The organism is Mycobacterium shunyiense, from assembly GCF_058270075.1.
The window spans coordinates 211,666-238,478 of record NZ_JBZDPU010000017.1 but is presented as its reverse complement, the minus strand read 5'-3'; the positions used below and the strand labels follow the sequence as shown (position 1 = coordinate 238,478).

Below are 26,813 nucleotides of genomic sequence, written 5' to 3'. Positions count from 1 at the left end.
TACTCCTTGGTCTCGGCCGGGTGAAAATCACTTCCCGGCCAGATAGTCGTTGTACTCGTTGTTGATTGATTCCATGGCGTGGAGCCGGCGTTCCAGCAGGGCGATCTCGGCAGCGTTGCCGTCTAGCCTGACTTCGTCGAGCCGGACCCGGGTGCGAGCGATCTCCTCGACGAGGCGCTCCCGTGCCTCGTCCTTGGTGAGGAGATCCTGATCGGTCCAGTCAGACCGAGGGAGTTGCTCGATCCGTTCCGCGTCGTCGCCCGTCATGCGGCCCGCGGAAAGTTGTAGAACTCACGGGCATTCAATTCGACTATGCGGTGCACCTCGTCGTCGGGGACCTTTTCCAGGGCCTGCGCGGCGCGCTCCCGGCTCTGCGGCCAGAATGAGTCCGAGTGCGGGTAATCGCACTCCCAGGTGATCTTGTCGATGCCGATCATGTGCCGCGTCTCCACTCCGAAGTCATCCTCGATGAAGCAGCCGTGGATGTGCTTCTTGAACAGGTAGCTCGGCGGGTGGTCCTGGTTGATGTTGTTGTAGAAACGGTGCTTACGCCACACGCTGTCGCAGCGCTCCAGGATGTAGGGGATCCAGCCGATGCCGCCCTCGGACAGGCCGATCTTCAATTTGGGGTGGCGGTACAGGGTGTTGGAGAACAGCCAGTCCGTCATCGCAGTCATAGACATGGTGCCCATCAGCGTGATGAACACGGCGAACGGAGCGTCCGGCGCGATCGGGGGCGGGAACCCCCCGGAGCCGAAATGCTGCGCCAACACGAGGTCGGTGTCCTCCAAGGCCGACAGCAGCGGATCCCAGTGGTCGGAGTGCACTGACGGCAGCCCGAGCCGATCGGGCAGGTCGGGGAATGTCACGCATTTGGCGCCTTTGGCGGCAACGCGATGGATCTCTTTGACGCTCGCCTCGACATCCCAGAATGGCAACATCGCGACAGGGATGAAGCGATCCGGCGCGGTAGCCGCCCACTCGTCGAGGTGGAAGTCGTTCCACGCAGCCGAACACAGCTTGGCCAGTTCCTTGTCGTCACCTTCAGCGAACACCGCCCCTGCGAACCGCGGGAACGACGGGAAGCAGGTCATCGCCTGCACGCCGTCGATGTCCATGTCGGCCACGCGTGCCTTCGGGTCGTAACAGCCGGGGATCATGTCGTCGTATCGCACCGGCTCGATGCCGTACTCCTCGGGTTTCTTGCCCGCGACCGCGTTGAGACCGATGTAGGGGTAGATCCGGCCTTCGTACTCCCAGACCTGGCACATCTGGCCGGTGTCGGGCCGCTCCCATTCGATGATCTTGGGACCCGCCTCGAGGTACTTGCTGGGTAGCCGGTCGCTCCACACCTTCGGGTGTTCGATCAGGTGATCGTCGACGGAAATCAATTCCATCCATGGTTGCAATGGCACGGGTGACCTCCTCGATGCAACGCGGGCCGGACGGGCTTAAAGAGAAAAACATTTAGTTATTTAGCCCTGAGTCTAGTCACCAGTGGTTGGGCGGGCAAGCGAATCCTGACGGGGGTGTATTGCGAGGTCAGACCAGCTTGATCAGTGTGGCCAAGCGGTCCCAGTGCTGGGCGGGTGAGCCGAACAGCACCTCGTCGGTCCGGGCCCGCCGGAGGTAGAGATGCGCTGAATCCTCCCAAGTGAAGCCGATGCCGCCGTGAATCTGGACGTTGGCATGCACTGCATTGCGCAGTGCCTCAGAGCACACCGCTTTGGCCATGCTGGCCCGCCAAGCCGCTTCACCGGCGCCGCTGTCCGTGCCGTCGAGCGCCTGCAGCGCCGCCTCCGATGCCGACCGCGCCCACTCCAAATCGACGAGCATGTCGGCGCACTTGTGTTTGATCGCCTGGAAACTTCCGATCGGGCGGCCGAACTGCTCCCGAGTGCGCGCATAGGCGGTCGCGCTCTCGAGCACACGTTCGCATGCGCCGACCTGTTCGGCAGACAGCACCGCCATCGCCACGTTGACATTGCGTTCGATGACATCGTCGACCGGTTCTGCGCCGGACAGGCGAACCGCACGGGCCGTGCTGAACGTGATGGTGGCCATCGGCCTGGTGCCGTCGAGCACGGCTTCGGGTTCGACTACGACGGCGTCGTCTCCGGGGTCGAGGATGAACACCGCGGGTTCACCGTCTTCGGCATTGGCTACCACCACGAGATCGTCGGCGATGGCGCCGCCGAGCACATGACGTACGGTGCCGTCGACGTGCCATTCCGCACCGCTAGGAGTCGCGCTGAGCGTCACTGCATTTCGGCGCCACAGCCCGCCGTCACCGGTGAGCGCGGCCGCGGCGGTGCGCCGGCCCTCGGCGAGCCCGGCAAGCCGCTTGTCGGCGTCGGGGTCGCCCTCACTCAGGTCGAGCAGCAGTCCTGTTGCCAGCACGGTTGAACTGATAAATGGCACCGGCGCCAGCGCGCGGCCGAGTTCGTGGGCGACCACACCCAGCGCCGACGTGCCGTAGCCGGCGCCACCGAGGTGTTCGGGTAGCGCGATGGCGGCCACCCCGACCTGATTGCACAGTGCGTCCCAGAGGGCCGGGTCGTACCCGTCCCCGCCGTCGTCGGCTTCGCCGTAGGCGACGGCGCGCACCCGCTCTTCGGACGCCATCCGCTCGCAGGCAGCGCGTACCGACTGCGCGAGTTCGTGACGTTCGTCGTCCGCTAACGCGGTCATCGGGTTCCTCCTGTGATCTGCTGGGCCAGTTCGGATTTGGCCACTTTGCCCAACCCGGTCAGCGGTAACTCGTCAACGATGACGAGCCGCTCCGGCCATTTCTGCTTCATCAGTCCGCGCTCGTCGAGGAACCGGCACAGCTCCTCGAGGGTGACGTCGCGGTGCCGAGGCGAGCGGCGCACGACCGCACACACCAACTCGCCGCGCAATTCGTCGGGCTGGCCTACCACCGCGATTTCATCGACAAGCGGGTGAGCAAGCAACTCGTTCTCGATCTCGTCGGGCGCGATGTTCTCGCCTTTGCGGATGATGAGATCCTTGGTACGACCGGTGACCACGACGCGACCATCGGGACGCAGGTATCCGCGGTCGCCGGTGCGGAACCATGCGTCTGCGGTGATGGCCAGGTCCCACTGTTCGGAGTCGGTGTATCCGGGTGTCAGGTTGCCGCCGTGCACCTCGATCTCGCCGGTCGGCGCGATCCGGACCTGCGATCCGGGGATCGGCCGCCCCGCGCTGTTGGCGAGTTGTTCGTCAGTGTCGGTCGCCTCGCTGACGCAGACCATCGGAGCTTCGGTCATGCCATACGCGTGTACCACGGGAATGCGCAGGTGCTGGCGCACCTGCCAGTGCACTTCGGGTGGGCAGGCGGCGCCCCCGCCTATCAGCATGCGCAGCGACGGCATCAACAGTCCGGATGTCGGTGCGCTCATTTGGGCCGCAACGAGCATCTGGTACAAGGCGGTGCTGGCGCCGGCCAACGTGACGCGGTGTTCGGCAAGCTGGCGGGGCAGGCTCTCGACGGTGACCTTCGGGACCAGCAGCACCGGTAGGTCACCGAGCAGCGCGGCTGCGAGGTAGACCATTCCGCCCACGTGCGCGATGGGGAAGGCGATGCTTCCTACTTCGTTCGGATGACTGCCCATCCCGAGATGGGTGACGAATCCGCGGGAGGCGCTGAGTAGGGTGGCGTCAGTGTGTTTGACGCCCTTGGGGCGGCCGGTGGTGCCCGACGTGAAATACACCCAGCGCGGGTCTGTTGCGGCGCGCAGGCCGTCCAATTCAGGCCGCAGTCCGGGTGTGGTCTGCAGGTGTCCGAGGATGTCGTCGGGTATGACGACGGTGGGGATGTCCGCGGGCGCGTTGTCACCTGTCGACTTGTCGACCAGAAGGATATCCGCCTGGGCGACGTCGAGCGCTGTGCACACCTCGCGCTGGCGGTAGAGATGCAGCACCGGGGCCTGGGTGACGGGCATGCGGGACAGCGCCAGCATCACTACCGCCGCCACGACGTTCGAGGGCAGCTGCCAGGCCACGGTCATGCCGGGCTGCACACCGGCGTCCCGGAGCCATCGCGTGGCCGCCGCCGACATCGAGGCGACCTGTGACACGGTCAACGTGATGCCGTCGGTGTCGTGCAGCAGCGGCCGGTCCGGTCGGGCGGCCGCACACGCATCTAGCAGACCGGCGACGGTGGCTGGTGTAGTCGATTGTGTTACTGGCGAATTCATGGATCAGCCGTCCAGGAACTGGCGGATCGCGGACGCCGTCTGCTCGGGCCGGTCCGACATCACATATGTGGATGCACCGGCGATCGGCTCGAGTGTCGAGTTCGGGAAGGCATCGGCGAGGCGCCGGGCGTGGGACAGCGGAAACATCTCGTCGGCCTCGCCCCACGCGAGGAGAACCGGTTTGGTCCACGCTTCGACGGCATCCGCGGCGGCCATGGTGTGACGCGGCTGAAGGCCGGCGGTGAAGCGCAGTGCCTGACGGCGGACCGCCGCAGATGACAGGAAGCCGCCGAAAACCGCAGGGCGGCGTTCGGTGTCGATACCGTCTCGGGTAACCGCACCGATGAACACCTTCAGCCCCGGCGGCGTGGTCAACAACCGCAGCAATGCGGCGCCGACGAAGCGGTTGAGTCGGCACAGGCGCACTATTGGGGCAAAGCTGCGAGGCGGGAAGTGTTCGTAGCTATCGCAATTCGTGAACACCAGCCGCGAGACACGACTCCAGTCCAGCCTCGGATCGGCCAGCGCCGCCAGCACGATCCCACCGCCGGTGTCGTTGGCCACCAGCGTCACGTCTGACAGGTCCAGTGCCTCGAGCAGGCCCAGGATGCGTCGTCCGGCGGCCGCCACGGAGAGGTCGGCCGGTTCAGCGACAGGTTTGCGCTGTGCGCCGAACGGCCAAGTGGGGACGATGCACCGATGCGTGTCGGAGAGTCGGTGCGCAACGTCGTCCCACAGTGCCCCGGTCACATAGGCGCCGTGTACGAACACCACTGGCGACCCGGTGCCGCACTCTGTGTACTCGATTGCCGCTCTGTCCACCTGCAGCGTGAACGCCGTGTTTGTCAATGTCAGCTCAACCGTGTGCCGGGAGTGAACTTGACCGGCAGCTTGCGCACAGCATGGACCTCACCGGCATCTTCGAACCGCTCGTAGTCGCCGTCGAGTTCGAAGTCGGGCAGCCGCTCCAAGATTGCGGTGAGCATGACCTGGAACATCATCTTGGCGTAATGCGATCCAAGACAGCGGTGCATGCCGACGCCGAATGCCATCTGCTTCTTGGCATTCGCGCGTTCGAGATCCAGCTCGTCGGGATTCTCGAACATCGCGGGGTCACGGTTGGCCGCCGCCCACAGCAAGATCGCCCGGTCGCCGTTGCACATCGGCTGACCGTGGAACTCGGCGTCGCGTGAGACCGTGCGGGCCAGACCGAGGGTCGGTGTGAACATCCGCAGCAGTTCGTCGGTGCCCTTCACGATCTGGCTCGGATCGGCGATCAGTCGGTTACGCAATTCGGGGTCCTGGCACAGGCGCAGCAGCACGTTACCGGTGAACCCACTCGTGGTGTCCGTGCCGCCGAGCATCATCAAGAACCCGTACATGGTGATCTGGATGTCGTCGAGTGGCTGTCCGTCCAACGTGCCCCGCAGGATATCGCTGAAGAGGTCGTCGCCGAGGCCCTCGGCTCGTCGCTGCTCTATTTGCTTGGTGATCTCGCCGAACAGTTCCATGCCTGCCGTCGCGGCCCCTTCGGGGTCATGGGCGCGATCGTGCACGGTGGTGTGCACCCAGTTGACCCAGTCCAGGTACCGCGACTCGTCCCACTTCAGCAAGCGAAGGATCAGGCGGGCCGGCAACGGCGTCGTCAACTCACCGACGAGATCGCATTCGCCGCGCTCGATGAACTCGTCGATCGCGGCGTTGGTCATCTCGGCGGCCATCGCCCTGGCCCTGTCGGCTGACCCGGGCGAGAACTGGCGCAGCGTGACCTGACGCAGCTCGAGGGTCTGCGGAGGGTCGGATTCGATGGGCAGAATCGGGAACGGCATGCCACTTGCCGGCACACCGACCGACGGGTAGGAGTTGAAGAGTTCGTCGTCGCGGGCGGCCTCGAACACGGAAGCGTAGTCGGCCAGCGCCCAGAAGCCTCCGTGATGATCCGAATGCGCGACCGGACAGCCGGATTCGCGCATCTTCCGGAACGTGCCGTAGGGATCCTCACGGAACTCAGGTGAGTGGTGATCGAGATCGACCTCGGCGCGTTGGCGTGCTTCGGCCCGGGTTTCGGTCATTGGGGCTGTCCCTTCATTCGACTACCTTGAAAGAATCGCGACCGCGGCGGTTCCCGGGGCGCCGTACAGTTGGGCCAGTCCGACCCGCGGGTCGTTGGGCACCTGACGTTCCCCGGCAGTACCACGTAGTTGCTGCACCAGCTCATAGACCTGGCGCAGACCGGATGCCCCGACGGGCTCGCCGTTGGCGAGCAGACCACCGTCGGTGTTGATGGGCAGTCGGCCGCCGATCTTGGTAGCGCCGTCGGCCAGTAGCGACTCCTGCTCGCCGTCCTTGCACAGGCCGGTCTCGGCCATGTGAATGATCTCCGAGCCGGAATCGGTGTCCTGCAGTTGCGCGACGTCGACATCCTCGGGGCCGATGCCCGCGAGTTCGTATGCGGCCGCGGCCGCCTCAGCGGTGGTGCCTGGCACGATGGGCAGCTCGATGGAGGTCCGCAACAGCTCGTAGGCACCCTCGCGCCGGCTGCGCAGCGCCGTCGAACGCAGATAGATGGGAGTGTCGGTGTACTGCTTGGCCTTATCCGCACGGCACACGACCACCGCCGCGGCGCCCTCGTTCGGGTTGCAGTACATGTACTGGCGCAGCGGCGCGTTCACGACCGGTGAATCGAGGATCGCCTCGATGCTCATCGGCTTGCGCCGCCACGCGTGCGGCGCCAACGCGCCGTTGTCGAAGTTCTTGGCCGCGACGCGAGCGAGCGTCTGCTCGGAGATACCGTGGTCGTGCATGTAGCGCATGATCTTGGTGCCGAAGTAATGGGTGGTCAGGAACATGCCCTGCTCGCCGTACCACCGGGGCAGCCCCGATACCGACGGGTCGGCACCGAAGGCGCCGCGCGGGTGCTTGTCCAGTCCGACGCCGACGGCGATGTCTGCCTCGCCGAGTTGGACGTCGCGCGCAGCGAGGGTCAGCAGCGAGTTGCCGGTAGCGCAGCCGCTCAGCGTCGCGCGCGCCGGAATGCCGGTCATACCGGCCAACCCGGTCACCGCCTCCGGGTTGGACACTTCGAGGCTGCCTGCGTACAGACTGCCGACGTCTGACCACGCCACTCCGGCGTCGCGTAGCGCCCTGCTGATGGCCACGGCGCCCATCTCCAGCGCAGAGCGGTCCTCGTACCGTCCGAACGGATGAAGTCCGACGCCGATGATGGCGATATCGGGCGTGCTGCTCATTGTGCTCCTGGGGTCTGCTTTGACTTGAGTACGCTAACTCTATAACTATATAGCGGATTCTAGGGTCTCGAGTCTAGAATCGTGTCAACGCCAGATGGCGATGGACTCGTTGGCGATATTGCGCGTGAAAGCGGAGGACGTTGAGTATCTCGTTGCTACTTGAGATGGCTGTTTCGGGCGATCCGGGCCGGGTTGTCCTCGTAGACGGTGATTTTCGGCTGACCGCAGCCGGGCTCAGCGAACTTGCCGACGGCGGCGCGGGCGTTGTGGCCGGGTCGGGGGCATCGCACGTCGCCTATGTGGGCACCGGAGGAGCGATGCTGCCGCTGCTGATGTTTTCTTCAGCACGCGCCAACGTCGCGTTCACCCCGCTGAATTACCGGCTGAGCGCAGAGGGGCTGGGACAGCTCGTCGACCGACTGGCTGCGCCGTTGATCGTGGTCGATGACGACTATCGCCATATGGTCGCCGACACGGGGGCACGTGTCCTGAGTTCCGGCGAATTCCTTGCTGCCGCGCGATCCGCCGAACCCGCGTCGGAGTTCGCCGATCCTGATGACGTGGCGGTCGTGTTGTTCACCTCGGGCACCACGTCGCGACCCAAAGCCGTTGAGCTCACGCATAACAATCTCACCAGCTACATCACCGGAACCGTCGAGTTCGGCTCCGCCGACCCGACGGATGTGGCGCTGGTATGTGTGCCGCCGTATCACATCGCCGGGGTCATGGCCGCGCTGTCGAACCTCTACGCCGGTCGCAAAGTCGTGTACCTGCGCCGATTCGATCCGCGTGAATGGGTGCGGCTCGTGGCCGACGAGCGGGTCACCACCGCGACGGTGGTGCCGACCATGCTGGACCGCATCGTATCGGTATTGGAGCAGGAAGCGACCGAACTGCCTACGCTGCGCAGCCTGGCCTACGGTGGATCGAAGGTGGCACAGCCGCTGGTCCGCAAAGCACTTGACCTGCTCCCGCAGGTGGGTTTCGTCAACGCGTACGGGCTGACCGAGACCAGTTCGACCATTGCGGTGTTGACCCCGGACGACCACCGGCAGGCTCACGGCGCCGACGATGAGGTCGTGGCCCGGCGGCTGAGCTCGGTCGGACGTCCGGTCCCCGACATCGAGGTGCAGATCCGGGCGGAGGACGGCACTGTGCTCGGCCCAGGTGCAACCGGCGAGCTGTTCGTGCGCGGCCCGCAGGTATCCGGCCGGTATGCCGAGATCGGCTCGGTGCTCGACGCTGAGGGGTGGTTCCCGACCAAGGACATCGCGATGCTCGATGACGAGGGCTACCTGTTCGTCGGCGGCCGGTCCGACGACACCATCATCCGCGGCGGCGAGAACATCGCCCCCTCGGAGATCGAGGACGTGCTCGTAGAGCATCCCGACGTCCGCGAGGTCGCGGTCGTCGGTCTCGAGGATGCGGAATGGGGTCAGATCATCGTCGCGGTCATCGTGCGTGAGGCCGGCCGGGATCCGGAACCCGAGAAACTGCAGGAATTCGTCCGCACCGCGCTGCGAGGTTCGCGGACGCCGGACCGTATCGAGTTCCGCGACGAGCTGCCCACCACGCCCACCGGCAAGGTACTCCGCCGTGAAATCCTCGACGAGCTGAAGCTCGCCTCCGCCGAGCAATGAGAATTCCACCGAAAGAACAAGGAGCACAGCATGGTCAAGAACGGCACCCGGTTGCAGAGCCAGGTGTGTGATACCCAGGTGATTGTCGTCAAAGCGGCGGAGAGTCTCGATGATCTGCGCTGCGGCGGTCAGCCCATGATCCCGGTCGGCGCTGATCGACCGGCCGGTGTCTCGCCCGATCCGGCTTTTGCCGACGGCAATGCGATGGGTAAGCGCTATGTCGACGAGGGCGACGCCGAAGTGCTGGTCACCAAGGCCGGCGCGGGGACCCTCACCGTCGGCACGACCGTGCTGACGCTCAAGGAAGCCAAGCCGCTGCCCGCCAGCGACTGACAGCTCAGTCAGCGACTGACAGCTCAAAAGGGGCGCCCGGGCATAAGCCCTGGGCGCCCCTTTTTGATGCTCAGGCGTTGGCCAACACCGGCGGCTTGACGGCTTCCGGGTCGGGGTTGGCGATCGGCAGGCCCATGAATCGCCGCGCGTTGTCACCCATGAAGTCATAGGTGCGCCGTACGTCCATGCCCTCGGCGTACTTGAAGTAGCCCTTCGGGGTCGCCAGGCCTTCGGGATGCGGCCAGTCCGAACCGAACAGCACCTTGTCCCACCCGACGGTTTTGACGACATCGGCCACCGAGCCTTCCCAGAACGGGCTGACCCAGATATTGCGGCGGAAAACCTCGTGTGGGTGCTCGGGGAAGTTCTGCGGCATCTTGCCATAGGTCGAAGCCAGATCATCGAAAAGCGGTTGGATCCAGGCGCTTCCGTTCTCGACGCTGGCGATCCGCAGCTTCGGGAACCGAGTCAGGGTGCCGTGGCAGATCATGCTGGTCAGCATGTCGGCGATCTCGCGGTGGCCCAACGCCGTCCACTTGAACGCCGACATCTCGAAGGCGTTGCTGGTGTCAGCGGGCTCCCACTTCTCGATGTACTCCTGCAGTGGGGGCTGGCTGGCGTGGAACACGATCGGCAAACCGGCGTCCTCGACGTCCTTCCAGAACGGGTCGAACTCGGGAAGGGCGGGGGAGCGCCAGCCCTTGTAGCCCTTGACCGGGGCAGGCTTGATCAGCGCCACCTTGGCGCCGTTGTCCAGGATGTATTCGAGTTCCCGACGGCCCTCGTCGACGATGCCCAGGTTGATGACCGGCGTGGAGTAGATCCGATCGGCGTGGGTGAATCCCCAATGCTCGAGCATCCACTGGTTGAGCGCGTGGATGATCGCCGCGGTCAGTTCGGGATCTTCGGCTGACGAGTGCTCGACCAGGTTGGCCAGCGTGGGGTAGTTCAGGCACGCTTCGACGCCTTGACCGTTCAGTTCGGCGATGCGGTCTTCGGGATTACGCGCACCGGGAGGCGTGTCGATGCCACGGCCGGACATTTCGCGCATGGTCAAACCCTCGGGGTTCTGGCCCGAATAGAACTTCTCGTGTGCGCCGGGAGCGGCGACCCGGTCGAACGTCGGGTTGGGCATGTAGTCGGTGATCTTGTTCAGGATCGCGATCCGGGTGTGCCTGCCCATCTGCACGAACTGCACCTTCGACTTGTACTTGTCCGGCAGGAACTTGAGCAGCGCATCCGGGGTCTCGTACATGTGCTGATCGGCATCAAAGATCGGCGCATCTGTGAACTGTTCAGTTGGCTGTGTCATCGCGGTTCTCTCCCTTGAGTCAAACGTGGGCTTGGAAATAGCATTGCGCAGACTTGACACTACTGTCAAGTAGAGCCCGCGAAATTGATATAAACGTCGGGCAACTGCGCTTATTGCACTTGACAGTACCGTCATATATCGTCGCCGCATGACGGTGACCTCAGGTGCTGCAACCGGTGCGCAGTTGGACGGCAGTCGTGGTGAACGCACGCGGTCAGCGATCCTGGAGGCCAGTCGCCGGCTGTTTCTGGAGCGCGGCTATGCCGGCACCCCGATCAACGCGATCACCGAGGCCTGTGGCATTTCGCGGGCGGGCTTCTACACGTATTTCAAGGACAAGCGGGAGATCTTCAACATCCTGGGCAAGACCGCGTACCACGAGGTCCTTGCGGTCATCGCCGAGTGGGCTGAGGCCGATCACTCGTTCGATGCGACTGATATCAGGACCTGGGTCGGCCACTACTTCGATTACATGGACCACCACGGTGCGTTCGTGCTGGCTTCGACGCAATCGGCGCCCGACGACGACGCGTTCCGAAATTCCCGTAACCGCATGGTGTCTCGCGCGTCGTGGAAGTTGGGCCAGGCCATCGCCGGCGACGGCGCGCACTCGCCGGACGTCATCGGTGTCGCGGTGATGGGGTTGTTGGACCGGGCCTGGCACACCGTGCACCGGCAGACGGTCGCCGTCGACCGTAACGAGATGATCGCGGTGGTCGCCGAGATGATCGTCCCGATGGCCCCCCGGTCGGCGCCACAGCCGGGTTGAGCGCTGCGGCAACACGATTGAAGGAGTAGCCATGGCACGCATCTCGCCGATCCCGGTCGAGCAGTGGCCTGACGATATGGGTGGCTTCAAGCGCACTCCGCTCAGCGACGTGGAGCGTGACGTGCTGGGGATCCACGCGTATCTGCCTGCCACGGCAAAGGCCTTCTACAAGACCAAGGCCGTGCTGGCGAACGAGGGAACGCTATCTGCGAGGCTGATCGAACTGGTCCGGCTGCGTATCGCGTTCTTCAACCAATGCCGCTCGTGCATGGCGTTGCGCTACAGCGGCGATGAGGTCGACGAGAGGGCGGTGTGTTCGCTGGAACACCCGGCGGAGGCCGACGACCTGACCGACGCCGAAAAGGTCGCGTTGCGGTTCGCCGAGTTGCTCGCGACCGACCACCTCGCGATCGACGACGACCTCTACAACGAATTGCGTAAGCACTTCACTGAATCCGAACTCGTGGAACTGGGTACTGCTGCCGCGCTCAATGTCGGGATGGGACGTCTCGCGGCGACGTGGAAAGTTACCGACCGCGTTGAGCCGCGTTATGCCGAGCCCGGGACAGTCAGCCCCTGGTGAAGTTGCGTCCCCGGATGTGCTGCTGTGACTGTCATTTCGGTGGTGTTGATGACCGTGCGGCTACGGATGCGACCAGAAAGTTACGCAGCACGCCTTCGTCGCCGCCGTCTTCGGGTTCCCCGGGTTCGGTGGCCAGGCTGAGGCTTATCCGCCAGATCCATCGCAAGATGGCCTCGACGGGGACGTCGTCGCGGACGTACCCGTCGGCTGCGGCCCGCGTCAACCATGGTCCCAGTGTTTCCCGGGCCAGCGCGTGCCACTCCTGCGACGCCGTCGCCGCGTGAACCGTCAGGCCGGCAGCTTCACCGGTGCTCAGCAGTAGCGCCATCGCTGGTGAGTTCCGCGTAGCCGCAAGGCTTTCCAGCGTCGCGGCGATCAGCTGTTCGATGAATGGCTCGTCGGTGAGGAAGTGAGCTTTCGCAGCATCCAAGATCGCCCGGGCCGAGCGCACGAAGGACGCTGATATCAACGCACCTTTGGACGGGAAGTAGGAGTAGACGGTAGTCCGGTGCACGCCGGCCACCTGGGCAATGTGGTCGATGCGAGTGCCTGCAACACCTCGTCGGGCGTAGCACTGGTCCGCGGCGTCGAGCAACCGTCCTCGGGCTTCGTCGTCACTGCCGGGCACGTCGGTACCCCAGTGCGTGCTCCGCCGGCCGTGGTCCGTTTTCGCACTCGCCATTGACGCCAGCCTACAACTTCTCTAATTTGTAGCCAAACGACAAAAAATAATTTTTGTAGCCAAAGGAAGCGGGTCCGTCGTGGATCAAAGCCCACCTGTCCTGGGATGGCTGTTCGAAGTTGTCGGGCCCTTGATCTGGGTGGTCTTGGCGGTGTTCTTCGCCTACACGTGCATCAAACGCAAAGAGCTGACGCTGCCGACGCTGGTGTTCATCGGCGGAACTACGATGTGGTGGCAGGAGTGGTACGGAGACTGGGGTGCTTACGTGCTCTACAATCCGCATCTCGCTTTGATCCCCGGCTACGACTGGCCGATGACCAGCCCCAACAAGCCGTGGGCCGTCATCCCCGCTTATGGGTGGTTCTACGCGCTGGTGTACTTCCCTGTCCTCTGGGTGTGTCAGAAGGTGCACGCCCGCTTCTTCCCCGATGCTAAGTTGTGGATCATCATCGTCGCCGTCAGTTGGCCCATCTTCTACATCTGGGACACCCTCATCGAGGGCGGAGCGTCCATCATGGGCATCTGGAGCTATGTGGACTTCTACGGACCAGCCATGGAAAGTGCGCGTGGCAACTTCCCATTGCTGTATCCCGTGCTGACGTTCTCCGCGATGATGACGGTCACTCTGCTGGTCATTGCCGCCAAAACGCCACAGGGCACCCCGCTGGTCGAATCCTGGACGCGAGTGGACCGCCTGCAGGGCACGCCCCGGGCGATCGGCCGCATCGTGACATGGATCGTCACGATGAACCTCTGCTACATGATCTTCATCGTGCCCACGGTGGTCATTCGGCTTGCCTTCCTGCGAGACAACGCGCTGGTGCCATAGCGGGATCGGTACGCCCGACCGCGGCGGTCAGGCGGTTGGAGCGCTACCTGTGCGCGGTCCATTTCCCGTGCGGGATGTGGTCGGGTATTTCCCAGAAGCTGCGCACGGCGCTGCTGCCGTCGGGATTGAGGCGCCACACGTCGACGCTGGGGATGATGAGTGGCTCGCCGCGGTAGGTGCCCTCGTTGTGGCACACCACAACTGCTTCTGATCCGCCCAGGATGATCTGTTCGATACGTACGGCGGGATGATTTGGTCCGGTGCGATCCCACAATTCCGCGGCCAGATCCCAGCCACGTTTGACGGGTGTGCCGACGGGATCCTCAAGAGTCGGTTCACCCGGTGCGACGTCCTGCCAATGCTGTAGCCAGCCTTGCTTGTCCTGTTCGTTCCACAGTTCGTACCAGCGCCGGATGAAATGCTCGAGTTCCGTGCCCGTGCCCGTGACGGCCATCGATGTACCTACCTTTCGAGGGGGGCGTGCCAAGTCATGGTGAGTGAACAAATTTGGTCAACGAGTACTTGCGGCGGCAGTGGCCGTGTCCGGATAGAACTGACGTGACCAGGCGCGGAAGGCGCGGGTGTACTTCGCCTCGTACCCGACTGCCGGCGGATGCTCGCGGTAACGCTGGTTCTCCCATACCCGTCGATCGGCCGTCGGCCCGAACAATTCTCGGGTGTTGGCCGCGGCGATACCGAGGGCAAGACCGTCGGGTTCCGAAGAGCCACGCTCGCGTTTGGCCACCCAGACGGTGATGAAGCCTTCACTGCATGTCTGGTCGATAGGCGTGAAGGCTCCCAACGTGGTCGACCGGAATCCGTCCACCACCCGGTTGATGTTGAGTCCGACGCCGTAGGCGGTGTTTTCGGTGGCCACGCGAACCGAGCCTTTGGGGGTGGAGATCACGCCGTCGTAGTCGACTCGCAGGACGGGTCCGTCTTCCTGCCACAGCGCGATGTCGGGGATCTCTTCCCAGCGATGAACGTAACGCATGTGTGCGAGGTCGGGGAAGTTCTCGGCGGCGAACTGCGGGTGCATTCGCATCGGCTCCCGATGGGTAGCCCATGGGTGAGGCGGGTAGAAGTCGTCGGTTTCGGCCTCGGGTAGGCGCGGCGGATCCCAGCTGGGCGCCGAGCCGTCCGCGGCGTGCCACACATAGACAACACCGCTGACTTCGTACACTGGCCAGCTGCGGGCGCGGGCGTTGATCGATTGACGGTCTCCGTAAGGAATGTCGGCATTGCGGCCATCGGCATCCCACAACCAGCCGTGGTAGGGACAGCGTATGCAATTGCCTTCGACTGAACCGCCGTGCGCCAGATGGGCGCCCATGTGTGGGCAGTACGCGTCCAGCGCGACGACGCGGCCCCACGGGTTCCGGTCATCGGGATCGGTGCGGTACAGAACCAGGTCTTGTCCGAAGTATTTCTCGGCCACCACCAAGCCGGGGCGATATTCGGCCGACCACCCCACCTGGAACCACCCGGTGGGGTATGCCTCGTGGGGGAACCCGCGTTCCTGAAAAGTCTGGGCGCGACCGTCGAGCGAATACATCTGCGTCTCCTCATCGAGTTGGTCGGCATCGATGCAGACCGAGCGCAGCATGACCGTCGAGCGGTTGCCGGACCGCACCTTCAGGGAATGGTATTCCCGGTGTGGCGGATATTGTGCGGGAACGCCATTCCCACTATGGTCCGAGGATAACGCCTGCCGCGCCGGATAACCAGCCCGGGCGCAAGTGGGCAGGTCGATGAAGGTGCGACGAGGAGAACGAGCATGGATCTCGGACTGCAGGACTCATACGTTGTGGTCACCGGCGGAACGGCCGGGATGGGCCGCGCGACCGCGGAATGCTATGCGCGCGAAGGCGCACGAGTGGCCGTGCTGGCGCGCACGCGAAGCGCTCTCGATGCCACTGCCGCGGCACTGACCGACGCGGGCAGCCCAGACGCGGTGGGGATCGCCACCGACCTGTCCGAGCCGGGCAGTGTGAGTGCCGCATTCGACGAACTTGCGGCTCGATGGGGACAGCTCAACGTATTGGTGAACACCGCCGGCGCCGGCGCCACGATAGTCGGCGAGTTCGATGCGCTCGATGATGCGAAGTGGGATGAGGCGTTCGACCTGATGGCGATGGGCGCGGTGCGCACCTGTAGGGCTGCGTTACCGCTCCTGCGTAAAGCGGATTGGGCACGCATCGTCAACGTGTCGGCGCATTCGGTGCAGCGGCAGTCGCCGCGCCTGATCGCATATACCTCGGGCAAGGCCGCGCTGACGAGCCTGACCAAGAACCTGTCGCAGACATTGGCGAAGGAAGGCATCCTCGTCAATACGGTCTCACCCGGCAGCTTCGTGACCGCTCAGATCCGCGATTACGTTGCCGACGAGATCGCCAGCCGGGGCCTCGATTCTGACGATCCTGTCGACGTCGCCACGGTCTTGGAAGACATGTTCGGCGACGCGTTGGGCCAGCTGGGTCGGGCCGGGTTGCCCGAGGAGATCGCCCCGATGATCACCATGCTCGGGTCGCGCCGCAACACCTACACCACCGGCGCCGATCTCAACGTCGATGGTGGCTCAGACTTTCGGTAGGGCTTCACCGGGCGGCGATACCGGCTGGGTCGACGTGCACGGCGGGTGCGGAGAGCCCGGTCAACACCAGCCCGACCACCTGATCGCGAACCTCGGTGAAATCGGTGTGCACGCGACCGCGGATGCGCGCCTCGACGTGGCGTACGGCGATTGCATGGATGGCGAACGCATCGAGTTCGGGGCGGGCGTTGGGCAGGGTGCCGTCGGCCAGTCCCGCGGCCAGTGCGGCGGTGAGCACCTCGCGGTGGCGGGCGTAGGTGGCTTCGAGACCTACCCCGATGCCTGGCACGCCGGCAACTTCGGAAGACATGAACGCCATTGCGTCGCGGAACCTGGTTTCCCGCCAGCCGATGCTCAGGTAGTCCTCGATCCACGCGGCCACGGCCGCCGATGGCGTCGCGGCGGCGGCGACGGCCTTGTGCAAGTCGGCCAGGATCAACTCGCCCGCCCACTCCTGCATCGCGATGATCAGGTGGTCCTTCGAGGCGAAGTGCCGGTAGAAGATCCGCCGGTTCACACCCGCCGCCCGCAGGATCTTCTCGATCGATGTGCCGGCTGTGGTCGAGGTAGTGCCGCTGCTGATCAACCGGTATGCAGCACGCACGATAGCGTCGCGCTCGGACTGGTTACTCATACGCGCACTCCATTCTTGGGAATCCAATTCCCAAAATAGCACCGGTGTTGTGTGGGAACGCCATTCCCGATAGCATGAAGATCATAACTTCGCGTGCTGACCGAAGGCGCGACATCTAGATACAGGCACCTGCCGACAGTCCATCCAGGCGGGTGCAAATGACCGCCGCGGTGATGTGTGCCGACATCGAAGGAGTCAACATGAAGGGTCTGCCCAGCATGCAGCCGACCGGATGGTTCCAGGTCGGCTGGAGCGCTGACATCGCCGTGGGCGATGTGATCGGTTTGCATTATTTCGGTGTCGACCTCGTCGCCTTCCGTGACCGGGAGGGCGCGGTGCATGTGCTGGACGCACACTGCCAACACCTTGGGGCCAACCTGTCCAAAGGTGGCTGCGTCGTCGAGGACGGTATCCAGTGCCCGTTCCATGGTTGGGTGTGGAACGGCCAAGGCCGCAACGTGCGGATCCCTTACGAAAACCGTCCCAACCGTGGGCGCAAAGTGCGGTCCTGGCCGGTCGCCGAACTCAACGAATCCATCTACATCTGGCACGACGCCGCAGGGCGCGCACCGACCTGGGAGGCGCCCGACGGGCTACAGGTACTCGGGGATCACATCCGTGATCGGGAGTACCTCCCGGTTGGGCCGGAAGCGCGGATCAAGTTCCAGGGGATTCACGTGCACCCGCAGGTCATCGCCGAAAACGCTGTCGACCCCCATCATTTCCGATTCGTCCATCACACCCCGGTCAGCCCAACGGTGCTCCGTGAATACAGCGATGAGTCCACCTGGTCGGCCAAGGTAGGTTTCGGTCGACGGTGGAGTGAAGGCGTCGACATACCAGGGGAGACAACAAACACTCTGGAGATCTACTGGTCCGGCCTCGGGATTGCGTTCAACGGCGAGCACACCCGGGACGGGTACCGGGTCATCGCCATCTGCGCCACACCGGTCGACGACGAGACGTCAGACATCTTCTCCACCTACTGGATCGACGAAGCGAGCGGCAACTACGAGGAACGCCTGAACGCGGCGCAGGCGGCGCTGCCGGACGATATCGCGATCTGGGACAGCCAGCGCTACATGGATCCTCCGGGCCTGACGGCTTCCGAAGCCGCCGGATTCCGCCAGTTACGCGATTGGGCACGCAGCTTCTATCCCGAAAATGACACGGCCGCTGCCGATCCCATTCCATCCGGTGCCCGCTGACCAACGGCATTCGACTGACCCTCGTTACCGCACGGAGAGGATTCACCGGTGTCCACCAGGACGTGGAGCCTGACCGTATCCGAAGTCGTCCCCGAGACTGCCGATGCCGTCACCATCGTGTTCGATCCGGCCGGCACCACCGGCGACGACGGGTACCGCCCGGGCCAGTTTCTGACCCTGCGCGTGCCCAGCGAACAGACCGGAAGTGTTGCACGCTGCTATTCCTTGTGCAGTTCACCGGTGACCGACAAACGTATGGCCGTGACCGTCAAACGGACTGATTCCGGCTACGCCTCGAATTGGCTGTGCGACAACGTCCGTGCCGGCGACGAGATCGAGTGTCTGCCACCTGCCGGCCTCTTCACCCCTGCCGACCTGGACGCGGACCTGCTGCTGATGGCCGGCGGGAGCGGTATCACCCCGATGATGTCGATCGCCAAGACGACCTTGGCGGACGGATGTGGGCGCGTGGTGCTCCTCTACGCCAACCGCGACGCCGACTCCGTCATCTTCGCCGCACAGTTGCGCGACCTCGTCGCCCAGTATCCCGACCGGATGACGATCGTCCACTGGCTGGAGGCGGTACAAGGACTGCCGAGCGAGGCGACCATGGGCACGCTGCTCGCGCCTTACGCCAACTATGAGGTATTCATTTGTGGTCCAACGCCATTCATGAAGTCCGCACGGAGCGCGATCGAGGGGTTCGGGATGCCGCGCGCCAAGATCCACATCGAGAACTTCGTATCGTTGTCGGGGGATCCGTTCAGCGACAAGCCGGTCGAAGTTGAGGATGACACCGAGTCCTCCGCCGCCGCGCAGCTGACCGCGGAACTGATCGTGACTCTCGACGGTGCCACTCACACGCTGACGTGGACGCACACGGACACTTTGATCGACCTGCTTGTCGATCGGGGCATCGAGGCGCCGTACTCGTGCCGTGAAGGCGAGTGCGGAACCTGCCAGTGTGTCCTGATCGACGGCAATGTCGAGATGGACAGCCACGGCGCACTCGACGACGAGGACATCGCCGATGGCATCGTGCTCGGGTGCCAGGCGCGCCCGGCGTCCGAGCACATCACGATCGAATTCTGATGAGCGCCAACGAATATTCGCACAGTGTGCGGAGCCGCCGTGCTACTAGCCTCTGATCGCTCGCTCGATCAGAGCCTCGGCGTCGGCGACGCTGCGCAGCAGATCGTTGAGATGTGTGCAGGTACTGGTCCCGTACAGTTCCTGGCGGACTCGGAAGTGTAAGTCACCCAACACCATTCCGGTTATCTGCTCGGCGCTGGTGACCGCCCCGGGGCATTCCTGCCACGGCAGCACTCGCGGGGTGGCATGGGAGTCGAGGATCACCCCGGTGACGGCGTCCACCGTGGCAACCAGGGTGTACTCGTGGATGATCGTCTCCACGCCGTCGGCCCGCATGTAGGTATCGCGGAACATGGCGTCGATGCCGATTCGGCCTGGAGTTTCCTCGTACACATCGATCCGGCGCCGCCGGCGCATACCGTGCACCGGTAACGACGCCATCTGATGCCAGGCATCCGGGTCGTTGCCGTCATCGAGGTCGGGTGCCTCCGGTCCGGTGACCACGGCCGGATCGCCGGTCTCGAACGAGGACATCAGTAGTCCGCCGGTGGCGAAGCCGGCACATTGATCGGCAACGGGCAGATAACCAGACTTTCCGACATCACCGAGCAGACCGGACGCCGACAGGGCGTGCCCGGAGATCAGCGTCGCGACGGGAACGTCGTCGAGCAGTGTGTAGCGCAAGTCGCGGGCCTGCCGCAGCGACGGTGCGGCCTTGTCGGCCGCGGCGCGGAACCCACGCATCGCCGGTGCGCCGCACAGATGTGCGACCGCGGCGACGGGCGGCGTGACCTCGACGTGGCGGACGACCCGAGCCACCAATTCGATGGTGGCCGACAGCGCGGCCGTATCCCATTCGGTTGTCGTGCCGTCGGCTGCTGTCCACAGGTCGCGCGCCCGGCCGTTGAGGTACACCGGATCGAGCGCGCCGTCGTCGCGCGTCATGTCGATCGAGGTGGTTCGGCGCCCGGACCGGGGCCGCCGCGGCGGATTGCCGGTCGTGGGTTCGTGCACGCCGTGCAGGGGATGAAGCCCGAACGATGGGACGCCCAATTCCGTCACATCGTGGACCCTACGTGGCAGGACGGAACGCGAACGTCACCAGTGACTTGCCGTCTTCGGTCTCCAACGTCGTGGTGGTCGACACCAGCCGTTGGCCGATCTGCAGCTGGTCTGCGGCCGCACCAACGATGAGCGACTCCACCAGCACGCCCTCGGCCAGTTCGACGAAGCCCACCACGTACGGCTTGAACACCTTCGGATCCCGAATGCCCTTGTACGGCAGCGGTGGCACGAACTCCTGGGTGGTGTAGGTGTAAAGGATTCCCTCGGTGGACAACTCGATGGCGTCGATATCGTCTTGGATCTCGGGGTCGCCGTCGAAGAGTTCGGGCCGCTCGGCGGGGAATTTCACCACGCCCGTCGAACGCCTGCGCGAGGCCAACAAGACCGCGCGGTCGCCGTCGACCCGAAACAATCCCTCAGTGATCAGTGTGCTCATCTCATCCCACCTCGATAACCATCGCCGCGCCCATGCCGCCGCCCGCGCACATGGACAGCACGCCGAGACCGCCTCCGCGCCTGCGTAATTCGTAGATCGCCGAGGTGACCATCCGGGCACCGGTCGTGGCGATCGGATGGCCCAGGCTGATGCCCGAGCCGTACACGTTGACGATCTCCTCGTCGAGCCCGAGTTCGCGGGCGCACGCCACCGCCTGCGCGGCGAACGCCTCATTGATCTCGAACAGTGCCACATCCTCCAGCTTGCGGCCGGCCAGCTCCAGCGCCTTGGGGATTGCGGTGATCGGTCCGCTACCGGTGCGGTTCGGGGCCACTCCGACCGCCGACCACGACAACACGTTGGCCAGGACCTTTTGCTGCGTATCGGGTGACGCGAGCGCGACTACCGCCGCTGCGTCGTTGATCCCCGACGAATTTCCCGCGGTCACGGTGAAGCCTTCGATCTCCGGATGCAGCACCTTCAGCCCCGCAAGCGTTTCCAGAGAGCTGTCGCGGCGCGGATGCTCGTCCTCGGCGAAGGTGATGGTGGTTCCGTCGGCCTGCGGCACCTGGATCGGCACAATCTCGTCGACGAAGGATCCGGAGTCGATGGCTTTGACCGCGCGCTGATGGCTGCGCAGGGCCCACTCGTCCTGCGCTTCGCGGGTGATGCCGTACTGCACCGCGCAGTTGTGCGCCACGGTGATCGACATGTCCAGGGCTGGGGCGTCCTCGGTGGGCGGGTGGGAGAACGGGAACCATGGGTCCTCGTAGTCCTCGGCGGCCTTGCCGGTGGTGAACGGCTTGCGCTTTCGCAGCAGCGGTGTGGTGGAACAGGATTCCATGCCCCCGGCCAGGATGGCCTGGCTCATGCCCGACGCGATCTGGCCCGCGCCAACGGCGATCGCCGACAGGCTGGATGCGCACTGGCGGTTCACGGCAAGTCCGGGGATGTTGGTCAGACCGAGATCGACTGCGATGTAGCGGGCACTGTCGCCGCCGCCCTGCAGGCTCTCCGCAAGCACCAGGTCGTCGAAATCCGCGGCGTACAACCCGGACCGTTCGACGACGGCGGCCACCACTGGTTTGGCGAGTTCGATCGCGGGCATGTTGGCGAGCGTGCCTCTGCGTGCTGTACCGATCGGTGTGCGGGCAGCGGCCACGATCGCTGCCCGGGACCTCGTTGCGGCCATGTGTCTCCCAAGATGGTCGGTCGAGCGGGCTGATTACCCTACTGCGGGGCCAGTCTATACCGTTAAATAAATATCGGTATATCGGGATGACTGTCAACATCGAGCGTTCCTTGGCTCCCAGCGGCGAGGTTGATCGAAGCTGACTCGCTTGACGCATTCCGACAGCGATCCATACCGTGTTGGATGGACAACAAAACATGCAAAATGTTGGGTTCGCAACGCCGACGCGATGTGGAAAAGAAGGATTTGGTCGAGTGAGCGAAGAGGCGACGATTTCTGAGTGGATCGCCCGCAACATGGGTGCGCGGGTTGTCGGCATTGCGCGACAGGCGCGTTGGCGTTCGGCATGGCTGGTCGATGCGGAGCGCGATGGCGTTGTTATGCCGTTGATCGTGCGTGGGGAGAGAGGCGCCGGGATACCCATGCAGTTCCCGCTCCACCATGAGATGTCGCTGCAGCGGGTCATGGGGGAGTTGGGCGTTCCGGTCCCGACGGTATACGGCTGGATCGAGGCACTCCCGGCGTACGTGATGGACCGTGTCGAGGGGCGGCCCGGATTCGATGACCTCACCACTGAGCAACGCGACGCGGTGATGCGCGACTACATGGCCGAACTGGCCAAGTTGCATCGCCTGCCGCTCGAGCCGTTCCTCGAAGCGGGCATCCAACGTGCTCCCATCCCTGCCGAGGCGGGCGGCTACGGTATCGGGCAGTTCGAAAAGGTTTGGCGAGCAGGAAAGAGCGCGCCCAACCCGCTGCTCGAGTTCGTCCTCGGGTGGCTCAAGCGCAATCCTGTCGACACCCGTGGCCGCGAGTCGGCCATCGTGTGGGACTCTGGCCAACTGCACCAGAAGGACGGGCGCCTCGTCGCCATCCTGGACGTGGAAGCCGGCCACATCGGTGATCCGATGATGGACCTGGCTGCCCCCCGGATGCGTGACACCGTCCTCCATTTCGGCGACTTCGAGGCGCTCTATCGGGAGTACGAGCGGGCGGGTGGTTTTCCCATCGATATGGACGCAATCCAGTTGCACCACATCGCCTTCACGCTAACCAACGAACTGGCGTTCCGGAATTCGCTCAACAATCCCGAACCGGAGTCGGACTACATGACCAACCTGCACTGGTGCAGTGAGACCAACCTGCACGCCATCGAGGCGCTAGGGGAGCGGCTGGGCATTCAGCTGGAATCTCCGGAGATCCCCGCCGCGACAGTAACCCGAGCCGCAACCGCGCACGATCAGCTCATCCACATGCTGCGGGGAGTATCGACCGACGACGAGTTCATCCGGTATCGACTCCGTGTCGCCTTCCGGCTGGCCCGCTATGTGCAGCGCCTAGACGAGGTTGGCGCAGAGCTCACGGACGCCGATCTGGATGACCTCGCACCACTTCTGGGGCATCGGCCGCGGACCTGGCAGGACGGTGACGCCGCGCTGGAGCAGTTCGTCCTGGCGGACGGAGGCCAGCACGATGAACACCTATGCCAGTTGTTCTACCGTCGTCAGATTCGCCACAAGAGCACCCTTGGTCCGCTGGGGTCGGCAATGGTTGCGCATCACACCTGCCAGCCGTTCCCCGAGCCCGTGGCGTAATTGGCACTCGCACTACACCCTGCTGGAGACGTCCTCCGCGCTCTCCGCGTCGACGGTCGGTATGACCATTTTGTAGCCAACGACGACGAATACGATAGAGAGGACCGCCGAGGCCACGGCGCACAGGTTGATGATGAGCAACGACGTCGTTGAACTCATGCCCAGGCCGATCGGAACGATGGTGACGACGCCGACGCCGATGATGATGCTCGGCACCAGAAGGACCAAGTAGGCGGGACTCTCACGCACCAGTGCAGTCTTCATGGCAGCGTGTACCAGGAGCGACACGATGAAGATGACGGCACTGTTGGAGAACGCCATCCACAACGGGTAACCCAAGACCGCAATGGGCTGCTGAGATCCGTAGTACTTGTACAACCCCAAGGCGAGCATCGGCACCTCGAACAGCAAGGTCGCGGGGATGGCAAAGGCGAACATACGCAGCCAGCGCTTCAAGGTGGTGCCGGTCTCGAGTTGGTTTGTCAGATAGAGGATTCCAGGCGCCCAGAAGGCCACGTACATGAACATCGTCCACAGCGGAATGGTGCCGCCGAATCCGCTGAGCGACGTCAACGCGCCGGACGGGTGGTACACGATGTCGACCATGAAATCGCCCAACGGCTCATAGCAGACTGCCGCCATAGCCCCGAGCGACATCCAGAACATTTCAGACCGGCCGGTCGTTCGCCACATTTTGATGGCGTAGCCGAATACCGCGGCTGCCAGCAGCACCGTTACCGCCAACATCGAGACCTGCCACGTCATCGACTTGATGAGTTCGGGGGCCGGGTCCTTCGGGATGAGATCCGCCCGCGTTGGAAGATCTTGAAAGTTCACCATGTGCGCTCCTTGGCTGGTCTGTCGTCTACCGAAACCAGTGACGCCAAACACAAAGGGTTAGAATGTGGGATGTCCAACACAGTAAGCAATCGTGTCGGACAGGGTCAAGGTGTGAGTAGACTTCGTTTCGTGACCGCGCATCCCGATGCGGCCCGCGCTGGTGCTTGGGGTGCGGATGTCCCGCTCAATGAAGAACAGGCCCGGGAGCGCCTGCTGGCGGCGGCTGAAGCCTGTTACGCCGAACGGGGGCCCACCCGGACCCGCATGAGTGACATTGCCACCAAGGCGGGCGTGAACCGGTCGACGGTCTACTACTACTTCCAGAACAAGGAAGCGGTGCTCGTGGCGTCCTTTGTGAGGGCGCTGGCCAGTATCTTCGTATCCATCGAACCCTGTTGGCGCACTGATGAGCCGTTTCTTGATCAGTTGGTCGCGGCCTGCCTGGCGGGCAATGAAGCGGCCCGGACATCACCTACCGCAAAGCTTCTCATCGAGAACGATGAGGCGCTACACACCTACCATGCCGCCCAGGCATCGGACCTGTGGCGCACCGAACTCGCCAAGGCTCTCGGTCACCGGATCGCCGGTGCGGCCGCGCGCGGCGAAGTGCGCGACGATATCGACCCGGAAACATTGGCGCGATGGGTGACCCGCATCAACTTCAGCCTCATGACCGAACCTGCCAGTGCCGAGGATGGCGGCGAGGAAGGCATATTGCGCCATCTGCTCGCGGCCTCCCTTGCCCCCCGGCGGTAGGCAACCGGCCTTGCGTGCGCTGCCGCCTCCTCCTCGTATATAGTTAAATGAATAGTGATATCGCGCGAGATGGGGAGTCGAATGAAAGTCATCGGGTCAATCGCTGAGGCGGAACAGGCCGTCGGCGAGGAGCTGGGTGTCGGCGATTGGATCGTGGTTGACCAGCAGCGCATCGATGCCTTTGCCGACATCACCGAGGATCACCAGTGGATTCACGTTGACGTGGACCGGGCGAAGGGCGAAAGCCCGTACGGGGCAACCATTGCCCATGGCTTTCTGACGCTGTCCCTGCTCCCGGTCCTCAGCTCGCACAACTACCGGTTCGAGAATTCGAAGATGAGGGTCAATTACGGCCTGAACAAGGTGCGATTCCTGGCTCCGGTGACCGCAGGCAGCCGGGTGCGTGCACGGACGGTGCTCGTCGACGTCGTGAAGGTCGACGAAAACACGGTAAATGTGACGATGCGCCACACCATCGAGCTCGATGGCTCGGATAAGCCGGCGGCGGTGGCGGATTTGATCGTGCGGGCGATTTTTTGACCCCGGGAGACCGCATGACGGATCAGCGAGAAGCAAAGCGGGAGCACGCATGACGGGCGGTCCGTTCGACGGAAAGGCCGTCCTGACCGGGGCCGGCAAGTCGCAGGTCGGCCGCAGGTTGGGCCGGACGGGCCTGGACCTGACACTGGAGGCGGTGCTGCGGGCCATCGAGGACGCCGGTCTCAGCGTCGATGACGTGGACGGGATCGCGAGCTATCCCGGACCGGGTGTGCCCGACGCCGGATTCTCCGGCGCCACCGTCCAGGAGGTTCGCAACGCACTCGGATTGCGTTCGCGTTGGTATATGTCGGCGATGGAGACCGCGGGCCAGATCGGGCCGGTGATCGAGGCGTGCATGGCGGTCAGCCTCGGCTTGGCCAACCACGTCGTGGTGTATCGGTCGGTGTGGGAGTCCACTGCGGCTCAACAGGCCGGCGGCGGCAGGGCTTCGGTGCTCTTCGGTGGTGGCGAGTTGCCCCCGCATCTCGAGTGGATGGCTCCGTTCGGTGCGCTGTCGGCAGCCAACTGGCTGGCGATGCCGGCCCAGCGCTACATGCACGACTTCGGGTTGACCCGCGAGCATCTCGGCCACATCGCGATCAACGCCCGTACCAACGCCGGGCTCAACCCCGACGCCGTGTACCGCGATCCGATGACGATGGAGGACTACCTCAGCGCTCGGATGATCTCCGAACCGCTCTGCCTCTACGACTGCGACGTGCCGTGCGACGGCGCTACCGCCGTGATCGTGTCGCGCCGCGATGCTGCGACCGGACTGCCTCGGCATCCGCTGACGGTGGAGTCGGTCGGGCCGGGCATGTTCGAACGCGCCACCTGGGACCAGCGCGTGGATATCACCACGATGGCGGCTCACGATTCCGCCGCGACGCTGTGGGAGAACACCAATCTGACCCCGGCCGACGTGGACATGGCCCAGCTGTACGACGGCTTCTCGTTCCTGACCGTGATGTGGTTGGAAGCGCTGGGATTCTGCGAGCACGGCAAGGTCGGTGAGTTTTTGGGAGATAGCCCAGCCGATGGTTCCCCCATCTCCCTGGAAGGCCCCCTGCCGATCAACACCAGCGGCGGGCAGCTCTCCGGCGGTCGGTTGCACGGCATGGGCTTCCTGCACGAGGCCTGCGTGCAGATGTGGGGCGAGGGCGGCGAACGGCAGGCTCCCAAGACCCCCGAGGTGGTGGCTGTGGGGGTCGGCGGTGGACCGGTTGCCGGGTCGATGTTGTTGAGCAGCAGGTAATTCCACGCC

At 64.2% G+C, this 26,813-nt stretch carries 28 protein-coding genes; 12 read left to right on the top strand and 16 right to left on the bottom strand.

The genetic code is table 11. The annotated features are described in order from the left end of the window. Nucleotides 1-27: 27 nt before the first annotated feature. The 7 genes from AC4ELH_RS22200 to AC4ELH_RS22170 form a co-directional block, all read right to left on the bottom strand. On the bottom strand, nt 28-267 hold the full coding sequence (locus AC4ELH_RS22200) for a hypothetical protein (RefSeq protein WP_498886698.1): 240 nt from the start codon (nt 265-267) through the stop codon (nt 28-30). After that, nucleotides 264-1,415, bottom strand: a complete 1,152-nt coding sequence (locus tag AC4ELH_RS22195) for an amidohydrolase family protein (protein WP_498886696.1) — start codon at nt 1,413-1,415, stop codon at nt 264-266. The genes AC4ELH_RS22200 and AC4ELH_RS22195 overlap by 4 nt, the downstream gene beginning before the upstream one ends. 127 nt (nt 1,416-1,542) lie before the next feature. Continuing rightward, entirely contained in the window at nt 1,543-2,691 is a 1,149-nt protein-coding gene (locus AC4ELH_RS22190) for an acyl-CoA dehydrogenase family protein (protein ID WP_498886694.1), read from the bottom strand. Then, entirely contained in the window at nt 2,688-4,202 is a 1,515-nt protein-coding gene (locus AC4ELH_RS22185) for a class I adenylate-forming enzyme family protein (protein ID WP_498886692.1), read from the bottom strand. The genes AC4ELH_RS22190 and AC4ELH_RS22185 overlap by 4 nt, the downstream gene beginning before the upstream one ends. Nucleotides 4,203-4,205: 3 nt before the next feature. Further along, complete coding sequence (locus AC4ELH_RS22180) at nt 4,206-5,051, bottom strand: alpha/beta fold hydrolase (RefSeq protein WP_498886690.1); 846 nt, start codon at nt 5,049-5,051, stop codon at nt 4,206-4,208. A 2-nt stretch (nt 5,052-5,053) separates the two neighbouring features. After that, entirely contained in the window at nt 5,054-6,274 is a 1,221-nt protein-coding gene (locus tag AC4ELH_RS22175) for a cytochrome P450 (RefSeq protein WP_498886688.1), read from the bottom strand. A gap of 21 nt (nt 6,275-6,295) precedes the next feature. Beyond that, entirely contained in the window at nt 6,296-7,450 is a 1,155-nt protein-coding gene (locus AC4ELH_RS22170) for a thiolase family protein (RefSeq protein ID WP_498886686.1), read from the bottom strand. 140 nt (nt 7,451-7,590) lie between these two features. Here AC4ELH_RS22170 and AC4ELH_RS22165 point away from each other — a divergent pair, with 140 nt between their 5' ends. Both AC4ELH_RS22165 and AC4ELH_RS22160 read left to right on the top strand, forming a co-directional pair. Beyond that, the gene (locus AC4ELH_RS22165; protein WP_498886684.1) at nt 7,591-9,090 is read left to right on the top strand and encodes a class I adenylate-forming enzyme family protein; all 1,500 of its coding nucleotides are present in this window, start codon (nt 7,591-7,593) and stop codon (nt 9,088-9,090) included. Nucleotides 9,091-9,120: 30 nt separating this feature from the next. Further along, the gene (locus AC4ELH_RS22160) at nt 9,121-9,423 is read left to right on the top strand and encodes a hypothetical protein (protein ID WP_498886682.1); all 303 of its coding nucleotides are present in this window, start codon (nt 9,121-9,123) and stop codon (nt 9,421-9,423) included. Nucleotides 9,424-9,493: 70 nt separating this feature from the next. On the opposite strand, the gene AC4ELH_RS22155 is transcribed toward AC4ELH_RS22160, so the two are convergent. Continuing rightward, complete coding sequence (locus AC4ELH_RS22155; RefSeq protein ID WP_498886680.1) at nt 9,494-10,735, bottom strand: amidohydrolase family protein; 1,242 nt, start codon at nt 10,733-10,735, stop codon at nt 9,494-9,496. Nucleotides 10,736-10,883: 148 nt separating this feature from the next. Here AC4ELH_RS22155 and AC4ELH_RS22150 point away from each other — a divergent pair, with 148 nt between their 5' ends. Then, the gene (locus AC4ELH_RS22150) at nt 10,884-11,504 is read left to right on the top strand and encodes a TetR/AcrR family transcriptional regulator (protein WP_498886678.1); all 621 of its coding nucleotides are present in this window, start codon (nt 10,884-10,886) and stop codon (nt 11,502-11,504) included. A 31-nt stretch (nt 11,505-11,535) separates the two neighbouring features. After that, nucleotides 11,536-12,087 carry a carboxymuconolactone decarboxylase family protein gene (locus tag AC4ELH_RS22145; RefSeq protein ID WP_498886676.1) on the top strand — a complete coding sequence of 184 codons (552 nt, stop codon included), beginning with the start codon at nt 11,536-11,538 and terminating at the stop codon, nt 12,085-12,087. 31 nt (nt 12,088-12,118) lie between these two features. Here AC4ELH_RS22145 and AC4ELH_RS22140 read toward each other — a convergent pair whose 3' ends face one another. Beyond that, nucleotides 12,119-12,769 carry a TetR/AcrR family transcriptional regulator gene (locus AC4ELH_RS22140; RefSeq protein WP_498886674.1) on the bottom strand — a complete coding sequence of 217 codons (651 nt, stop codon included), beginning with the start codon at nt 12,767-12,769 and terminating at the stop codon, nt 12,119-12,121. A gap of 79 nt (nt 12,770-12,848) precedes the next feature. On the opposite strand from AC4ELH_RS22140, the gene AC4ELH_RS22135 reads away from it, so the two are divergent. Beyond that, entirely contained in the window at nt 12,849-13,598 is a 750-nt protein-coding gene (locus AC4ELH_RS22135; RefSeq protein WP_498886672.1) for a spirocyclase AveC family protein, read from the top strand. Nucleotides 13,599-13,641: 43 nt separating this feature from the next. On the opposite strand, the gene AC4ELH_RS22130 is transcribed toward AC4ELH_RS22135, so the two are convergent. Together AC4ELH_RS22130 and AC4ELH_RS22125 are read right to left on the bottom strand one after the other, a co-directional pair. Then, nucleotides 13,642-14,052, bottom strand: coding sequence for a nuclear transport factor 2 family protein (locus tag AC4ELH_RS22130; protein WP_498886670.1), 411 nt, complete (start codon nt 14,050-14,052; stop codon nt 13,642-13,644). Nucleotides 14,053-14,109: 57 nt separating this feature from the next. Beyond that, nucleotides 14,110-15,231 (bottom strand): Rieske 2Fe-2S domain-containing protein, encoded by a 1,122-nt coding sequence (locus AC4ELH_RS22125; protein WP_498886668.1) that lies wholly within the window; start codon nt 15,229-15,231, stop codon nt 14,110-14,112. 144 nt (nt 15,232-15,375) lie between these two features. Between AC4ELH_RS22125 and AC4ELH_RS22120 the strand changes: the two genes are divergently transcribed. Next, the gene (locus AC4ELH_RS22120; protein WP_498886666.1) at nt 15,376-16,191 is read left to right on the top strand and encodes an SDR family NAD(P)-dependent oxidoreductase; all 816 of its coding nucleotides are present in this window, start codon (nt 15,376-15,378) and stop codon (nt 16,189-16,191) included. Nucleotides 16,192-16,195: 4 nt separating this feature from the next. On the opposite strand, the gene AC4ELH_RS22115 is transcribed toward AC4ELH_RS22120, so the two are convergent. Beyond that, on the bottom strand, nt 16,196-16,825 hold the full coding sequence (locus AC4ELH_RS22115; RefSeq protein WP_498886663.1) for a TetR/AcrR family transcriptional regulator: 630 nt from the start codon (nt 16,823-16,825) through the stop codon (nt 16,196-16,198). 200 nt (nt 16,826-17,025) lie between these two features. Between AC4ELH_RS22115 and AC4ELH_RS22110 the strand changes: the two genes are divergently transcribed. Both AC4ELH_RS22110 and AC4ELH_RS22105 read left to right on the top strand, forming a co-directional pair. Continuing rightward, nucleotides 17,026-18,033, top strand: a complete 1,008-nt coding sequence (locus AC4ELH_RS22110) for an aromatic ring-hydroxylating oxygenase subunit alpha (RefSeq protein WP_498886892.1) — start codon at nt 17,026-17,028, stop codon at nt 18,031-18,033. 48 nt (nt 18,034-18,081) lie between these two features. Then, the gene (locus AC4ELH_RS22105; protein WP_498886661.1) at nt 18,082-19,125 is read left to right on the top strand and encodes a 2Fe-2S iron-sulfur cluster-binding protein; all 1,044 of its coding nucleotides are present in this window, start codon (nt 18,082-18,084) and stop codon (nt 19,123-19,125) included. Between the two features lie 45 nt (nt 19,126-19,170). On the opposite strand, the gene AC4ELH_RS22100 is transcribed toward AC4ELH_RS22105, so the two are convergent. The 3 genes from AC4ELH_RS22100 to AC4ELH_RS22090 are packed head-to-tail and all read right to left on the bottom strand — an operon-like array spanning nt 19,171 to nt 21,818. Next, a complete protein-coding gene (locus AC4ELH_RS22100; protein ID WP_498886659.1) occupies nt 19,171-20,187 on the bottom strand; it encodes a DUF2889 domain-containing protein in 1,017 nt (338 codons plus the stop codon). A 10-nt stretch (nt 20,188-20,197) separates the two neighbouring features. Further along, nucleotides 20,198-20,626, bottom strand: a complete 429-nt coding sequence (locus AC4ELH_RS22095; RefSeq protein WP_498886657.1) for a Zn-ribbon domain-containing OB-fold protein — start codon at nt 20,624-20,626, stop codon at nt 20,198-20,200. A 1-nt stretch (nt 20,627) separates the two neighbouring features. Then, entirely contained in the window at nt 20,628-21,818 is a 1,191-nt protein-coding gene (locus tag AC4ELH_RS22090) for a thiolase family protein (protein WP_498886655.1), read from the bottom strand. Nucleotides 21,819-22,072: 254 nt separating this feature from the next. On the opposite strand from AC4ELH_RS22090, the gene AC4ELH_RS22085 reads away from it, so the two are divergent. Then, nucleotides 22,073-23,413, top strand: coding sequence for a phosphotransferase family protein (locus AC4ELH_RS22085; RefSeq protein WP_498886653.1), 1,341 nt, complete (start codon nt 22,073-22,075; stop codon nt 23,411-23,413). 12 nt (nt 23,414-23,425) lie between these two features. On the opposite strand, the gene AC4ELH_RS22080 is transcribed toward AC4ELH_RS22085, so the two are convergent. Beyond that, a complete protein-coding gene (locus AC4ELH_RS22080) occupies nt 23,426-24,253 on the bottom strand; it encodes a hypothetical protein (RefSeq protein ID WP_498886651.1) in 828 nt (275 codons plus the stop codon). Between the two features lie 129 nt (nt 24,254-24,382). Between AC4ELH_RS22080 and AC4ELH_RS22075 the strand changes: the two genes are divergently transcribed. The 3 genes from AC4ELH_RS22075 (at nt 24,383) to AC4ELH_RS22065 (ending at nt 26,804) form a co-directional block, all read left to right on the top strand. Next, nucleotides 24,383-25,009, top strand: coding sequence for a TetR family transcriptional regulator (locus AC4ELH_RS22075; RefSeq protein WP_498886649.1), 627 nt, complete (start codon nt 24,383-24,385; stop codon nt 25,007-25,009). 81 nt (nt 25,010-25,090) lie between these two features. After that, complete coding sequence (locus AC4ELH_RS22070) at nt 25,091-25,549, top strand: MaoC family dehydratase (protein WP_498886648.1); 459 nt, start codon at nt 25,091-25,093, stop codon at nt 25,547-25,549. Nucleotides 25,550-25,598: 49 nt separating this feature from the next. Then, nucleotides 25,599-26,804, top strand: a complete 1,206-nt coding sequence (locus tag AC4ELH_RS22065; RefSeq protein WP_498886646.1) for a thiolase family protein — start codon at nt 25,599-25,601, stop codon at nt 26,802-26,804. Nucleotides 26,805-26,813 lie beyond the last annotated feature (9 nt).